Origin of the sequence: Streptomyces fagopyri, assembly GCF_009498275.1 — a bacterium.
GTDB lineage: Bacteria > Actinomycetota > Actinomycetes > Streptomycetales > Streptomycetaceae > Streptomyces > Streptomyces fagopyri.
Genome location: NZ_CP045643.1, coordinates 7,456,719 through 7,471,084, shown reverse-complemented (window position 1 = coordinate 7,471,084; position 14,366 = coordinate 7,456,719). Strand labels below are relative to the sequence as shown.

At 72.6% G+C, this 14,366-nt stretch carries 12 protein-coding genes; 2 read left to right on the top strand and 10 right to left on the bottom strand.

The annotated features are described in order from the left end of the window. Nucleotides 1-45: 45 nt before the first annotated feature. From GFH48_RS32295 to GFH48_RS32255, 9 genes are all read right to left on the bottom strand, one after another. The gene (locus GFH48_RS32295; RefSeq protein WP_153291623.1) at nt 46-864 is read right to left on the bottom strand and encodes a TrmH family RNA methyltransferase; all 819 of its coding nucleotides are present in this window, start codon (nt 862-864) and stop codon (nt 46-48) included. 64 nt (nt 865-928) lie between these two features. After that, complete coding sequence (cobA, locus tag GFH48_RS32290; protein WP_153291622.1) at nt 929-2,185, bottom strand: uroporphyrinogen-III C-methyltransferase; 1,257 nt, start codon at nt 2,183-2,185, stop codon at nt 929-931. 230 nt (nt 2,186-2,415) lie between these two features. Beyond that, on the bottom strand, nt 2,416-6,306 hold the full coding sequence (gene cobT / locus GFH48_RS32285) for a nicotinate-nucleotide--dimethylbenzimidazole phosphoribosyltransferase (RefSeq protein WP_153291621.1): 3,891 nt from the start codon (nt 6,304-6,306) through the stop codon (nt 2,416-2,418). A 345-nt stretch (nt 6,307-6,651) separates the two neighbouring features. After that, complete coding sequence (cbiE, locus tag GFH48_RS32280) at nt 6,652-7,863, bottom strand: precorrin-6y C5,15-methyltransferase (decarboxylating) subunit CbiE (protein WP_153291620.1); 1,212 nt, start codon at nt 7,861-7,863, stop codon at nt 6,652-6,654. Nucleotides 7,864-8,244: 381 nt separating this feature from the next. After that, a complete protein-coding gene (locus GFH48_RS32275) occupies nt 8,245-8,883 on the bottom strand; it encodes a GNAT family N-acetyltransferase (protein ID WP_153291619.1) in 639 nt (212 codons plus the stop codon). 238 nt (nt 8,884-9,121) lie between these two features. Continuing rightward, nucleotides 9,122-9,949: a MetQ/NlpA family ABC transporter substrate-binding protein gene (locus tag GFH48_RS32270; RefSeq protein ID WP_153291618.1), complete on the bottom strand. Its 828-nt coding sequence runs from the start codon at nt 9,947-9,949 to the stop codon at nt 9,122-9,124. Between the two features lie 92 nt (nt 9,950-10,041). Then, nucleotides 10,042-10,797 carry a methionine ABC transporter permease gene (locus tag GFH48_RS32265; protein ID WP_153291617.1) on the bottom strand — a complete coding sequence of 252 codons (756 nt, stop codon included), beginning with the start codon at nt 10,795-10,797 and terminating at the stop codon, nt 10,042-10,044. Then, nucleotides 10,794-11,837: a methionine ABC transporter ATP-binding protein gene (locus tag GFH48_RS32260; protein WP_194280738.1), complete on the bottom strand. Its 1,044-nt coding sequence runs from the start codon at nt 11,835-11,837 to the stop codon at nt 10,794-10,796. Before GFH48_RS32260 ends, GFH48_RS32265 begins: the two co-directional genes overlap by 4 nt. 377 nt (nt 11,838-12,214) lie before the next feature. Next, nucleotides 12,215-12,862 carry an HAD family hydrolase gene (locus tag GFH48_RS32255; protein WP_153291615.1) on the bottom strand — a complete coding sequence of 216 codons (648 nt, stop codon included), beginning with the start codon at nt 12,860-12,862 and terminating at the stop codon, nt 12,215-12,217. A 68-nt stretch (nt 12,863-12,930) separates the two neighbouring features. On the opposite strand from GFH48_RS32255, the gene GFH48_RS32250 reads away from it, so the two are divergent. Both GFH48_RS32250 and GFH48_RS32245 read left to right on the top strand, forming a co-directional pair. Continuing rightward, nucleotides 12,931-13,290, top strand: a complete 360-nt coding sequence (locus GFH48_RS32250) for a hypothetical protein (protein WP_153291614.1) — start codon at nt 12,931-12,933, stop codon at nt 13,288-13,290. Between the two features lie 79 nt (nt 13,291-13,369). Beyond that, a complete protein-coding gene (locus GFH48_RS32245; RefSeq protein WP_153293216.1) occupies nt 13,370-13,738 on the top strand; it encodes a hypothetical protein in 369 nt (122 codons plus the stop codon). A gap of 87 nt (nt 13,739-13,825) precedes the next feature. Here the strand turns inward: GFH48_RS32245 and GFH48_RS32240 are convergent, their stop codons facing one another. Then, nucleotides 13,826-14,323 carry a GNAT family N-acetyltransferase gene (locus GFH48_RS32240; RefSeq protein WP_153291613.1) on the bottom strand — a complete coding sequence of 166 codons (498 nt, stop codon included), beginning with the start codon at nt 14,321-14,323 and terminating at the stop codon, nt 13,826-13,828. Between the last annotated feature and the right edge of the window lie 43 nt (nt 14,324-14,366).

The following is a 14,366-nucleotide window of genomic DNA, read 5'->3' as shown; positions in this document are numbered from 1 at the left end:
CCACCGACCGCCCGGACACCGGACACGCCCCGGCCCGCCGACCGGTCAGACGACCGGGCGTCCCGTCGCCACCGCGTAGAAGGCGACCGCGGCCGCCGCACCCACGTTGAGCGAGTCGACGCCCCGCGCCATCGGGATGCGGACCCATTCGTCCGCCGCCATCAGGGCCTTCGTGGACAGGCCGTCGCCCTCCGCGCCGAGCATCAGCGCGACCCGGTCCATCCGGTGCGGGGCCGCCTCGTCGAGGGAGCGCGCCTTCTCGTCCGGGGTGAGGGCGAGGAGGGTGAAGCCGGCCTCGCGGACCGACTCCAGGCCCCTGGGCCAGCTGTCGAGACGCGCGTACGGGACGGAGAAGACCGCGCCCATGGAGACCTTCACGGAGCGGCGGTAGAGCGGGTCGGCGCAGTCCGGGGAGAGCAGGACCGCGTCCATGCCGAGGGCGGCGGCGGAGCGGAAGATCGCGCCGATGTTGGTGTGGTCGTTGACCGACTCCATGACCACCACCCGGCGGGCGGACCCCAGGAGTTCGTCCGCCGTCGGCAACGGTTTGCGCTGCATGGAGGCGAGCGCGCCGCGGTGCACGTGATAGCCGGTGACCTGCTCGGCGAGCTCCGGGCTGACGGCGTAGACCGGGGCCGGCAGCTCGTCGATGACGTCGCGCATGACGTCGACCCACTTCGCGGACAGGAGCATGGAGCGCATCTCGTATCCGGCGTCCTTGGCCCGTCTGATGACCTTCTCGCCCTCGGCGATGAACAGGCCTTCGGCGGGTTCGCGCTTGCGGCGCAGCTCCACGTCGGTCAGGCCCGTGTAGTCGCACAGACGCGGGTCGTCGGGGTTCTCGACGGTGATGAGATCGGCCACAGGGTGATACTGCCTTGTCCTGGGTGCGGTGCCAACGGCTGGGAAAGAGTCGGGTTACCCCGGGTTACTCGGATACTGGCGGAGCCGGTCGTACCGGTTGTCCGGGGCCCACGTTCACGACGTCGCCGACGACGATCACCGCGGGCGGCCGCACGTCCCGCGCGACGACGGTCTCGGCGACCGTGGCCAGGGTCGCGTCGACCCGGCGCTGCGCGGCGGTCGTGCCCTCCTGGACCAGGGCGACGGGGGTGTCGGCCGGTTTGCCGTGGGCCATCAGGGTCTCGGCGATCCTGCCGATCTTGTCGACGCCCATGAGGACGACGAGTGTGCCGCGCAGTGCGGCGAGGGCCGGCCAGTCGACGAGGGAGCGGTCGTCGCCGGGGGCGACATGGCCGCTCACCACCGTGAACTCATGGGCGACGCCCCGGTGGGTGACCGGGATCCCGGCCGCGCCGGGCACCGAGATCGAGCTGGAGATGCCGGGGACCACGGTGCAGGCGATGCCCGCCTCCGCGAGCGCCTGCGCCTCCTCCATGCCCCGGCCGAAGACGAACGGGTCGCCGCCCTTGAGGCGGACGACGGACTTGCCCTGTCGCGCGTGCTCGATCAGCGCGTTGTTGATCGCTTCCTGGGCCATGTACCGGCCGTACGGGATCTTCGCCGCGTCGATGACCTCGACGTGCGGCGGGAGTTCGGCGAGCAGGTCGCGCGGGCCGAGGCGGTCGGCGATGACCACGTCGGCCTCGGCGAGCAGACGGCGTCCGCGGACGGTGATCAGGTCCGGGTCGCCGGGGCCGCCGCCGACCAGGGCGACACCGGGGGCACGGGTGCGATGGTGCGGTGCCACCAGGGTCCCGTCGCGGAGTCCCTCGACCACCGCGTCGCGGATCGCGGCCGTGTGGCGGGGGTCCCGGCCTCGCGCGTCCGTCGTGAGGACCGCGACCGTGACGCCCTCGCTGTGCCCCGTCGCCGGGGTCCAGGCCGTCGCCGCGTCGGCGTCGTCGGAGCGTACGCACCAGATCCGGTGCCGCTCCGCCTCGGCGGAGGCCGCCGCGCTCGCCTCGGGATCGCTGGTGGCGATCAGGGCGTACCAGGCGCCGGCGAGGTCGCCGTCCTCGTACGGACGCCTGGTCCAGGTGATCTCGCCCGCGTCGGCCATCGCCTCGACGGAGGGGGTCGCCTCCGGTGACACGAGGTGGATGTCGGCGCCCGCGGCGATGAGCGCGGGCAGACGGCGCTGGGCGACCTGGCCGCCGCCGAGGACGATGACGCGGCGGCCGGTGAGGCGCAGACCTACGGGGTAGGCGGGGTGTTCGGCCATGGCGGTGCGGCTCCTCGTACGGACGGTGCGGTGGGGCGCGCCGCGACTGTGGAGCGGCCCTGACGTGGGATTTTAGGCGCCGGTCGGGTGAACGGGCCGGGTGGGGGGTTCCTTCCCGGGCCCGGCGCCTCCCGAAACCGGGGCTGTGCCCCGGCCCGGCGTACGGCCGGGATCGCGGTGGTGGGCGGGGGCTCCGCGCCGCGGATTCCCCGCCCACCCCGGCCTGCCGGCTACTTCTCCGTGACCCCCGCGGAGTCGAACGTGGCCACCTCGTGCATCGCGCGCGCCGCGCTCTGCACGACGGGCAGGGCCAGCAACGCGCCGGTGCCCTCGCCGAGACGCAGGTCGAGGTCGATCAACGGGCGCAGGCCCAGCTTGTTCAGGGCCGCCACATGGCCCGGCTCCGCGCTGCGGTGGCCCGCGATGCAGGCCGCGAGCACCTCGGGAGCGATGGCGCGGGCGACCAGGGCCGCCGCGCCGGCGCTGACTCCGTCCAGGATCACCGGCGTACGCAGGGAGGCGCCTCCCAGCAGCAGGCCGACCATCGCCGCGTGTTCGAGGCCGCCGATGGCCGCGAGGACGCCGATGGGGTCGGCCGGGTCCGGCTGGTGGAGTTCGACGGCGCGCCGCACGACCTCGGTCTTGCGGGCCAGGGTCTCGTCGTTGATGCCGGTGCCACGGCCCGTCACCTCGGACGGGTCGGCGCCGGTGAAGACCGAGATCAGGGCGGCGGACGCGGTGGTGTTGGCGATGCCCATCTCGCCGGTCAGCAGTGCCTTGTTGCCGGCCGCCACCAGGTCGCGGGCCGTCTCGATGCCCACTTCGATCGCCGCGGTGACCTCCTCGCGGGTCATCGCGGGGCCGGTGGTCATGTCGGCGGTGCCCGCACGGACCTTGCGCGGCAGCAGTCCCGGCGTCGCGGGGAGGTCGGAGGCGACGCCCACGTCGACGACGCAGACCTCCGCGCCGACCTGGTTGGCGAACGCGTTGCAGACCGCGCCACCGCCGAGGAAGTTGGCCACCATCTGGGCGGTGACCTCCTGCGGCCATGGGGTGACGCCCTGGGCGTGCACACCGTGGTCGCCCGCGAAGATCGCGACGGCGGCGGGCTCCGGGATCGGCGGCGGGCACATCCGGGACAGGCCCGACAGCTGCGCCGAGATGATCTCCAGCATGCCGAGGGCGCCCGCGGGCTTGGTCATCCGCTTCTGCCGCTCCCAGGCCTCGCCGAGCGCCTTGGCGTCCAGCGGGCGGATGTTGGAGACGGTCTCGGCGAGCAGGTCGTGCGGCTCCTCGCCGGGCAGCGCGCGCCGGCCGTACGTCTCCTCGTGCACGACCCAGGACAGCGGACGGCGCTTGGACCAGCCCGCCTGCATGAGCTCGGGCTCCTCCGGGAACTCGTCGACGTAGCCGACGCAGAGATACGCCACGACGTCCAGGTGTTCGGGCAGGCCGAGGGCACGGACCATCTCGCGCTCGTCGAAGAAGCTGACCCAGCCGACGCCCAGGCCCTCGGCGCGTGCCGCGAGCCACAGGTTCTGGACGGCGAGCGCGGACGAGTACGGGGCCATCTGCGGCTGGGTGTGCCGGCCCAGCGTGTGCCGGCCGCCGCGGGTCGGGTCGGCGGTGACGACGATGTTCACCGGGGTGTCGAGGATGGCCTCGATCTTCAGTTCCTTGAACTGCTTCGCACGGCCCTTGGGCAGCGACTTGGCGTACGCCTCGCGCTGGCGTGCCGCCAGTTCGTGCATCGTGCGGCGGGTCTCGGCGGAGCGGATGACGACGAAGTCCCAGGGCTGGGAATGGCCCACGGACGGCGCGGTGTGCGCGGCTTCCAGGACCCTCAGCAGGACGTCGTGCGGGATCGGGTCGTTGCGGAAGCCGTTGCGGATGTCGCGGCGCTCTCGCATCACGCGCAGGACCGCCTCGCGCTCGGCGTCGTCGTATCCGGGGGCCGCCGGGCCGGTGGACTCTCGTACGTCTTCCACTGCGGCCGTGCTCTCTTCCTGGTCGGCGACCTGGGTGTCCAGGTCCTCCGCTTGCTGTGCGACTACGGGCTCCGGGCCGGCGTCGAACGGCTCCGGTACGGGGGGTGCCTCGGCCTCACGGGGTGCGGGCACCGGGGCGACGGGCTCCTCGTGGTGGGCGGGAGCCTGCGGGGCCTGTCCCGGTCCGGCCTCCGGAAGGCCGCCGAGGGCCGGGGCCCGCTCGGGGGCGGGCTCCTCGGCGGGGGCCCACTCGTCCGCGGGCAACGGCGGCACCGTCATGGCGTGCGGCGGGGTCGGGGCCAGGTGCGGGGTCGTCGGCACCTGGCCGTCGACGGGCACGAACCGGCCGAGCGAGTCGTCCGCCGAGGGCTGCGCGGGGGCGTTCGGGAAGCCCGCCGTGCCCTGTGTCCCGCCGGGGAGGTGCTCGTCGTGCGACTGGTCCGCCGGGTGCGACGCGTCGCCGTGCGACCGGTCCGTGGCCGCGTGGGGCGTCTCACCGCGCGCGGCGACGCCGGCCGGGACGCCGGAGGCGGCCTCGGCGAACGCGGCGTGCGCCTCGGCGGGGGGCGCGAACTGGGCGGCCTGGACCGGGAAGGCCCCGGTGCCGGGAACCGACCGGCCGTACGAGTCGCCCGCGGCCGGTAGGGGCGGCTCGGCGGACTCGTGCGCCAGGGAGGACGCGTGAGGGTGCTGCGCGGACGCGGGCTGCGCGGACGCGGGCTGCGCGGCCTCGGCGAATCCGTCCTCCGCCCCGCTCGCCCGGCCACCGACCGAGACATCCGCGAACTGGACCACCGATTCCGGGATGTGGACACCGGCGTCGACGAACCGGACGGTACGGTCCGGGAACCGCGCCGCCTGCTCGGCCGCGTGGGCGGCCTGCTCGACGAAGGGCACGGCCGGGCCCGCGAGGTGCACGGCGTGGTCGGCGAGGTGGCCCGCCGGGTCGGCGAGGTGCACGGACGGGTCGGAGGCCTCCGGGGAAGCCGGGTGAGCCGCCTGGTCCTGGTGGGTGAACCGGTCCTGCTCCGCCCGGTCCTGCTCCGCCTGGAACGCCTGCTCGGGTGTCGGGCCCGCTTCGTCCGCGGGGGCCGCTGCCGGGGCGGTGGCGTGCTCGGCCGCTTCCGCGCCGGAGATCTGCGCGGCGACGGCGTCCGCCGTCGGCTCCGCGTGCGGGGCGTCGTGGACACCCGCGAAGGTGTCCGCGCCGGGGGTCTCCGAGGCCTGGAGGTCCAGCGCGCCGTCCGGCGTGTGGGCGGTCTCGGGGCCCTGCGCGGCCTCCGCGCCCACCCCGGCGAGGTACCCCTCCGCCGACTCGGCCGCGCGGTCGGCCTCCGAGGCCGCGGAAACCCGCGCGAGAGCCGCGTCTCCGGCACCACCGTCTGCGGGGAGGGGCGACGCGAGTCCCGCGGGCCCACCCTCTTCGGGGCCCGGGTGCGCCCCGTCGGAACCCGGGGCCTCGGAGGCCTCCGGGGTCCCGTCGTACGTCGGCGCCGCCCCGAACGCCGCCTCCGGTCCGGGTACGAAGCCGGCCTCGGAGCCCTGCCCCTCGGCCGGGACGACCGTTTCTTCAGCCGTCGGCTCGGAACCGGCGGGCGGAGCCCCCCAGGGCACCGCGCCCTGCGGCGGGATCTCGGAGAGCTGCGGCACGTCGAGGTACTCGGGTCCCACGGTCGGAGGACCGGCGTGCCGGACCGGCGTCGCGGGGGTCATGGCGTGGGCGGGGACGGCCAACGGCGCGGAGGCGGGGCCGCGGTCGGCGAGCGAGCGCACCGGACCGGCGGAGACGTCCGGGGTCGGGGGGCCGAGGTGCAGCGGGCGGCGCGGCGCGACCGGCTGCGCGGCGGTCAGGGGGCCGGCTCCGCGGACGGCGCCGAGGTCGACCGAACCGCTGTCCCGGCCCGCCGTCTCGTGCGGACCCGGTTCGTGGACGAGGGGCTGGGGAGCCGGGGGGCCCACCTCGTTGCCCCAGGCGCCCTGGGCACCCGGCATGAGGAGCAGATCGTCGTCGTCGGCGTGATTCTCGGAGGGGTCGAGGAAGGTGTACGCGTCCGGGGCGGGGGCGCCCGGCTGCTCCACCATGCCTGCGTTCTCCGGCAGTCCCTCGCCCGGGACCTGGCCGGTGTCGGTCATGCGTACCCCTCGCCCATCGGTTAGTGCTTCCAAGTCCTGCTCGCCCGGAACGGCGCACCGACCGCCCCACAGTGAAGAACGAGCGTGCGTGCCCAGCGGCACGAACGACCGGCCAACAAAGACGACAAAGCCATTAACTGGCATTGTCCCGGTCGTCCGACCCTCGCGACAGCTTGATCCGCGACGGCCCGCTGTGGACTGCGCCACGTTGCGCGTCCTCCGGTTCTGCCGTACCACACTCGCCTCAAAACGGGCGCGTTTTCCGGACATTGGCCTACGAAAAGCCGATCATCCTGGAGCGGTACAACGATCGGCCAGCCTACCGCGCGCGGTACGACAACAGGATCACGGGTTGCGATCGGGGAGTCGGCCCGTGAGCAGGAACGCGACGCTTCGCTCGGTCTCCGTCCAGGCCCTCGTGTCGAGTTCGACGGACTGGATGAGGGCGCACTCGACCTGGTAGCCGTGCTCGGTGAGGTCGCGGCCGACGAGTTCGGCCGCGTCGCGGGTCGCCGCGTGCGTCACGATGCGCTGCGGCCGCCGGTCCGCGACCGCGGAGACGACCTCCGCCCCGCCGCCGCCCACCCGCACGACGTCCGGTTCGGGGAGGTTCTCCAGCACGTGCGGGGCGTCGCCGTGCACGATCTGCATCTGCACGCCGTACCGGCGGGCGGAGTCCTCGGTGCGGGTACAGGCCGTCAGGTCGCGGTCCACGGCGATGACCGCGGCCCCGGTGCGCGCGGCCTCGGTGGCGAAGGCGCCGCTGCCGGACCCGATGTCCCACACCAGGTCCCCCGGGCGCGGGCCCAGGCGGGCGAGTTGGGCCGCGCGCAGCAGGTCCGTCTCGCCCTCTCCGAGCGTGCCCCCGTACGCCTCGGCGGGCAGCGCCCAGCCGCGCGGTCCGGTGGCCGGGTCACGTCCGGCGATCCAGCCGCCGTCCTCGGCCGCGGCCACGAAGCCGCCGATGACGATGACGACGTTGGGGTCGCGCCAGGTGTGGTCGGCTGCCTTGTCGGAGGTGAGGATCGTGACCCGCTCGCGTGCGGTGCCGAGTTCCTCGCAGATGACGAAGGTGCGGTGGACGCCTTCGAGGAGCAGGCCGAGTTCGGCGGGGCCCGCACCGGGCGAGGTGAGGACAGCCACCTTGGTGTGCGCCCGGCATACATTCACCGCGCGTCGCAGGGAGCGGCGGTGTGCCACTACCACATGTGCGTCATCCCAGGGCATGCCGGCGCGGGCGAAGGCGGCGGCGACCGAGGAGACGGCGGGCACGACCTCGACCTCAAGGCCGAACTCGGGAGCGCGCAGGGTGCGTACGACGCCGAAGAAACCCGGGTCCCCGTCGGCGATGACGACGGCGCTGCCCCGGTGGCCCGCGATGCGGCGGGCGGCGAGGGCGACGCTGCCGAGCCGGATGCGCTCGGCGGCCCCGGGCACCTCGGGGAGCGCCAGATGGTGTGCCGCTCCGGCCACCAGGGTGGCAGCACCGAGGGCGGAGCGCGCCGCCGCGGTCAGGGGGGAGCCGTCCCAGCCGATCACCGTGACCCGGTCGGCCATCGTCGTCAGTCTCCAGAGGGTCTTCGCAGGTCGTCAGGGGCCAGCCCGTGGGCGGGCTTCGTGAGGGTACCTGGCGTCGCCGGGCGGGGGCGCGTGCGGGTCCCGTCGGGCGGGGGCGGTGCCGTCGAGGGGTGAGCGGTGCCGTCCGGCGGGAGCGGTGTCTCGGGCGTGCGCGGTTCCGCGGGGCGTACGCGATTTCGAGGGGCGTGCGGGCACCGGCTCCGGGTTCGGCTCCGGCTCCGGCTCCGGCTCCGGTCACGGGAGCCCCCGGGTCTCAGGGCCGGGTCACGTCCGCGTCCGCGTCAGTGTCCGGTTCCGTCCGGTGTTCCGTGCCGCGTCCCGTGTTCCCTCTCGTATTCAGTTCTGTGTTCCGTCCCCGGTTCAGTTCCATTCGGAGAACGACGTGAAACCGCTGGAGTCGGCGAGCTCTTCGCCGACACCGTCGAGGTCCTCCGGGAGGAGGCTCCAGACGATGAAGTCGGTGCGGTGGTCGACCCAGCGGCCGTCCTCGGTACGGCTGTGCGCTATGCAGGCGTTGCGCAGCACACCCTCGCTGATGCAGCCGATCTTCTGGGCGACCTGCTGGGAGGCGGTGTTGTCGGCGGCGGTGCGGACCTCGATGCGCTCGAACCGCTGGTCCCGGAAGAGCCATCGGGCGGTGGCGAGCGACGCCTCGGAGGCGTAGCCCTCGCCGCGTGCCCAGGGGGCGATGACGTAGGAGAGTTCGGTGGAGCGGATGTGCCAGTTCGTCTTGCCGAGCTGGATGATGCCGACCAGCCGCTGGGTGAGGAACTCGGTGACGGCGAGGTCGAGTCCGCGGCCCGTGGTGCGTTCGGCGGGCGCGTACTCGCTGATCCAGGTGCGCGCGCCCTCCTCGGTGAAGGGCTGGGGCACGTCGGTCCAGGCCGCGACCTGCTCGTCGTTCATCATCTCGGCCAGGGCGGGGACGTCGTCCTCGTCGAGCGCGCGCAGGACCAACCGCTCCGTGCTGATGGAGATGTCGGGGAAGGTGCCAGTCATGCGCCGCTCCGTAACCGTCGGGACTTCGGGCCGTCGGAACCTTCGGGCCCGGTGAACTGCCCAGCATGCAGCATGAAAGCACCGAACCGCACCACGGGGCCCTCCCCAACTGCCCGAAGGGAACGGGCGGGAGGACCACCGGGTGCGGTCGCGGGCCCCGTGCGACGGCACGGGCCACCGCAACGGATCGGAGGGCTCGGAGCGCTCGGAAGGCCAGAGACCCAGAGGGCCGGAGGACTCAGAAGGAGGGGATCACCGAGCCGGCGTACTTGTCCTCGATGAACTTCTTGACCTCGGGCGAGGTGAGGAGCTTGGCGAGCTTCTTGACCCGCGGGTCGTTCTCGTTGCCCTTCTTGACGGCGAGGAAGTTGCCGTACGGGTTGTTCTTCGCCGACTCCAGGACGAGGGCGTCCTTGGCGGGCTCGAGGCCTGCGGAGATCGCGTAGTTGCCGTTGACGACCGCGGCGTCCACGTCGTCCAGGGAGCGCGGGGTCTGTGCCGCCTCGACCTCCTTGAACTTGAGGTTCTTCGGGTTCTTGGAGATGTCCTGCGGGGTCGCCTCGGTGCCGGCGCCGTCCTTGAGGGTGATGAGTCCCTTGGAGGCGAGGAGCTTCAGGGCGCGCGCCTCGTTGACGGCGTCGTTCGGGACCGCGACGGTCGCGCCGCTCTTGAGGGCGTCGGCGCTCTTCACCTTGTGGGAGTAGAGGCCCAGCGGCTCCAGGTGCACCGTGACGACGGGCACGATGTGGGTGCCGCGCTTCTTGTTGAAGTCGTCCAGGTACGGCTGGTTCTGGAAGTAGTTGGCGCCCACCGAGCCGTCCTCGGTCGCCGTGTTCGGCACGATGTAGTCCTGGAACTCCTTGACCTCCAGGTCGAGACCCGCCTTCTTCGCCAGGTTCTTCTTGATGAAGTCGAGGATCTCGGCGTGCGGGGTCGGGCTCGCGGCGACGATCAGCGGGCCGCTGGTGTCGGAGGCGGAGTCCTTGTCCGAACCGCAGGCGGAGAGGCCGAGGGTGAGGGCTCCGGCGGCGAGGACAGCGGTGGTGATCTTGGCAGTGTTACGCACGAAAAGTGCCTTTCCTGAAGGATGGAGCATCCCCGTGTTCGGGTGGGACGGGGAAATCTGTGGGTGGGGTTCGGACGCTCGGGCGGGCCGGGTCAGAGGGCCTTGCCGACGTCCGCGGTGGCGCCGGCCTCCGCGGTCGCGGGCGCCCCGGTCTTCAGCAGCCGTAGCCTCGGCGCCGCGCCGGAGTGGCCGCCGCGCCGGTGCAGGCGACGGGCGGCGTAGTCGCCGGCGAACTGGATGACGGAGATGACCACGGCGAGGATCGCCACGGTGATCCACATCAGACCGGTCTCGAAGCGCTGGTAGCCGTAGCGGATGGCGATGTCGCCGAGGCCTCCGGCGCCGACGGTGCCCGCCATGGCCGAGTAGCCGATGAGGGCGACGACGGTGGTGGTCGCCGAGGAGATCAGCGAGGGCAGCGACTCCGGTACGAGCACCCTGCGCACGACGGTCCAGGTGTTGCCGCCCATGGACTGCACGGCCTCCACGAGCCCGCCGTCCACTTCGCGGACCGCCGTCTCGACGAGCCGCGCGAAGAAGGGGATCGCGCCGATGGCGAGCGGCACGATCGCCGCCTCACGCCCGATCGTCGTCCCCGTGATCGTGCGCGTGAAGTTCATCAGCGCGACCATCAGGATGATGAACGGCATCGAGCGGGCGATGTTCACGACCTGTCCGATGACCTTGTTCGCCGCGACGTTCTGGAGGAGTCCGCCGCGGTCGGTGAGGACGAGCAGGATGCCGAGCGGCAGCCCCCCGACGACGGCGATCAGCGTGGACCAGCCGACCATGTAGAGCGTGTCCCAACACGCCTGGGACAGCAGCGGCTGCATCTCCGACCAGGTCACTTGGCACCGTCCTTCACGAGTGCGGGCTCCTGGCCCTGGATGTCGATCTGCAGGCCCTGCTCGCGCAGGAAGCCGATCGGCACGACGTTGTCGTCGTAGCGGCCGGGCAGTTCGATGCGCATCCGGCCGACCTGCTTGCCGCCGACGGTGTCCATCGCGGCACCCAGGATCGAGATGTCGATGTTGTAGGTGCGGGAGAGCTGCGAGATGACGGGCCGCGTCGCGGCCTCACCGTGGAAGGTGACGTCGATGACCGTGCGGTCGTCACCGGAGGCGTCGCCGCTGACCGGGAAGAGCGCGGAGGCCAGCTCGGAGCCGGGGGTCGCGAGCAGTTCACCGACCGTGCCCGACTCGACGATGCGGCCGTTCTCCATGAGGGCGGCCGAGTCGCAGACGGTCTTGACGACGTCCATCTCGTGGGTGATGAGCAGGACGGTCAGGCCCAGCTGCCGGTTCAGGTCGCGCAGCAGCTGGAGGATGGAGCGGGTGGTCTCGGGGTCCAGGGCGCTGGTGGCCTCGTCGGAGAGCAGCACCTTGGGGTCGCCGGCCAGGGCGCGGGCGATGCCGACGCGCTGCTTCTGGCCGCCGGAGAGCTGCGCGGGGTAGACCTTGGCCTTGTCGGACAGGCCGACCAGGTCGAGCAGACCGAGTGCCTTGGCGGACCGTTCCCTCCCCGAGACGCCGAGGATTTCGAGCGGCAGCTCGACGTTCTCCTGGACGGTGCGCGAGGACAGCAGATTGAAGTGCTGGAAGACCATGCCGATACGGCTGCGTGCCCGGCGGAGCTCCCGGCCGGCGCGGGGACCGCGTCCGACGAGCGCGGTGAGGTCCTGTCCGGCGACGGTGACCGTGCCGGCGGTGGGGCGCTCCAGGAGGTTGACGCAGCGGATGAGCGAGGACTTGCCGGCGCCCGACTGGCCGATGACGCCGTACACCTCGCCTTCGCGGACATGCAGATCGACGCCGTCGAGGGCGGTCACTTCACGGCCGCGCGGGCCGTGAGCCCGATAGATTTTCGTGAGGCCCGTTGTCGTGATCACTGGGGATTCCGTCACTGTCGAGTGCGGGGCGTGGGTGTGCGCCGGCACGGGTGCATTCGGTCTTGAACGCGGCACGGTTCTCGCGATGGCGACGGACCCGGAGGGAACCGGGAGGAGAACGTGTGCGCGGGGCAGCCCCTGTCACGTACGCGGTACGGACTCAGGGCGCGGTGGTCCCGCTTCGGGGCGCGGGATCAGGCGGTGGTGCGGGGGCCCTCTAGAAGGCGCACATTCGACACATACAACGAGCACCGGGCGTCATGGTCGCCTCGGTCGCAAGGGTGCGGCTGCTCGTCGTGGTCATGGAGTGAAGTAAAGCAGACGCGGCGACTCGGCCCGGAACCGCTGTCCGCATCGTGGACAGCGGTGGACACTTCTCAGCCGCGGACGGAGATCTCCACTCCCCCGTCCGTGACCAGTGCGGACAGGGCCGAGAGGTCCTTCACCACCAGGTCCGCGACCAGCTCCGACGCCGCGTGGGTTGTGGCCAACGCCACGGTGGTCATGCCGGCGGCGCGGCCCGCCTGGAGGCCGGCCGGGGCGTCCTCGAAGACGACGCAGCGGGCCGGGTCGACCCCCAGCTCACGGGCGGCGAGGAGGTAGGGCTCGGGGTCGGGCTTGCCGCGGGTGACGTCGTCGGCGGAGATCAGGGTCTTGGGCCGGATGCCGACCTCGTCGAGGCGGGCCTCGGCCAGCCGCCGGGTGGCGGAGGTGACGACGGCCCAGCGCTCGGCGGGCAGCGAGCCGAGGAACGCGGCGGTTCCGGGCAGCAGCAGGACCCCGCCCGGGACGTCCTCGACCTCCAGCTGCTCGATGCGCGCGAGCGCCTCGGGGACGACGTCGGCGGGCAGCAGGTCGGCGGCTATCTCGACGGCGGGACGGCCGTGCAGTTCGATCCGGGCGAAGTCCGCGGCGGTGATGCCGTACTCCTGCGCCCAGCGGGTCCAGCAGCGGTTCACCGACTCCAGGGACGAGACGAGGGTTCCGTCGTTGTCGAACAGCAGGGCATCAGCGTGGATCTTCATGTCTCCGACCCTACGGGGCTGCCGGGGGCGGGGGCATCAGGCCTTTTGGCCCGTAATAGGGTCGCGGCATGCTTGATGCCCTGACGGTCGCGACCGCCGTCGCCGCGCTCGTGCTCGCCGCCTGGTGCGGCTGGGCCGCCTACCGTGATCAGCCCACCAAGGACTGGCACTTCATCGGCATGGCCGTGGTGTCGCTGCTGGCCGCGGTCCAGCTGGTGATCGGTGTCGTCCAGCTGGCGCGCGGCGAGAAGGCGGAGCAGGGCACGACGATCTTCGTGGCGTATCTGCTCGGGGCCTTCGCGTGCGTACCGGCCGTGGGCTTCATGTCGCTGGCGGAGCGCACCCGCTGGGGTTCGATCACGGTGGCGGCCGGCGGCTTGGTGCTCGCCGTCCTCGAAGTGCGCCTGTACGACATCTGGGGAGGCTGACGTGACGAAGGCCGAGGTCACCGTGACCGAGGAAGAAGCGACCGGGCGGAAGCGGACGCGGCTCATCAGCGGTCCGGGCATGCTGCTGGTCTGGCTGTACGGCGTGATGGTCGTCGGCGCCGTGTCGCGCTCCGCCGTGCAGATCTCCACGGAGTTCGACAAGGCCCCGCTCGCCTACTCGCTGTCGGCGGTCGCGGGCCTCGTCTACGGCTTCATCACGTACTCGCTCGTCCGGGGCGGAGAGAGGGCCCGCAGGGCGGCGCTGGTGTGCTGCGCCGCCGAGCTCGCGGGTGTCCTGATCGTGGGCACCTGGACGCTGGTGGAGCCGTCCGCCTTCCCCGACGCCACCGTGTGGTCGGACTACGGCATGGGGTACCTGTTCATTCCGGTGCTGCTGCCGCTGTCGGCCATGTACTGGCTGCGCAAGCACTCCGCGCGGAGCCGGTAGAGCGACCGCGGACCGGCGGGAGACGCGAGGCCGCCGGTCACATGTCTCCCGGCGCCCCGTCGGGCCGCGCCCGCCGGGCGGGCGGGGTCACGCCGTCGTCGCGTAGGTCTCCGCGGGCTTCTCCAGGACGGTCACGGTGACGCCGTCGTCGCCCTCCGACGTGCCGACCGTCTCGTAGCCCACGCTTCGGTACAGCCGCAGGTTGCCGCCGCCACGCCGGCCGGCGTGGAGCTGGATCCTCTTGGCGCCGCGCTCCCCCACGAGGACCGCTTCGGCGGCGCGGAGCAGCCGGGCGCCGATCCCGTGGCGCTGCATGCGTGGGTGGACGATGAGCTTGCTGATCCGGGCCGTGCCGTCCGCGTCCGCGGTTCCGCGGACCGAGGCCACCACCTCCTGCCCCAGCCGGGCCACCAGGACCGTACCGTCGGCCAGCTCCGCCCTGAGGGAGTCGAGCGGCTGCGTGAGCGGCTCGATGCCGTAGTCGCCGGCCAGTTCGGCCTCGCTCTGATAGCAGAGGTACTGCAGCTTGAGGATCTGCTCTGCGTCCTGCTCGGTCGCCGCCGAGATGGTCACGCTCATGCCCATGTGTGCATGCCTCCCGCTCACTTGTTCCACCGGTTGTTCCCCA

Bases quoted from the DNA above. Each gene is read 5' to 3' on its own strand.
- cobA (WP_153291622.1), bottom strand. From the start codon at position 2,185: ATGGCCGAACACCCCGCCTACCCCGTAGGTCTGCGCCTCACCGGCCGC.
- cobT (WP_153291621.1), bottom strand. From the start codon at position 6,306: ATGACCGACACCGGCCAGGTCCCGGGCGAGGGACTGCCGGAGAACGCA.
- cbiE (WP_153291620.1), bottom strand. From the start codon at position 7,863: ATGGCCGACCGGGTCACGGTGATCGGCTGGGACGGCTCCCCCCTGACC.
- GFH48_RS32275 (WP_153291619.1), bottom strand. From the start codon at position 8,883: ATGACTGGCACCTTCCCCGACATCTCCATCAGCACGGAGCGGTTGGTC.
- GFH48_RS32255 (WP_153291615.1), bottom strand. From the start codon at position 12,862: ATGAAGATCCACGCTGATGCCCTGCTGTTCGACAACGACGGAACCCTC.
- GFH48_RS32250 (WP_153291614.1), top strand. From the start codon at position 12,931: ATGCTTGATGCCCTGACGGTCGCGACCGCCGTCGCCGCGCTCGTGCTC.
- GFH48_RS32245 (WP_153293216.1), top strand. From the start codon at position 13,370: ATGCTGCTGGTCTGGCTGTACGGCGTGATGGTCGTCGGCGCCGTGTCG.
- GFH48_RS32240 (WP_153291613.1), bottom strand. From the start codon at position 14,323: ATGGGCATGAGCGTGACCATCTCGGCGGCGACCGAGCAGGACGCAGAG.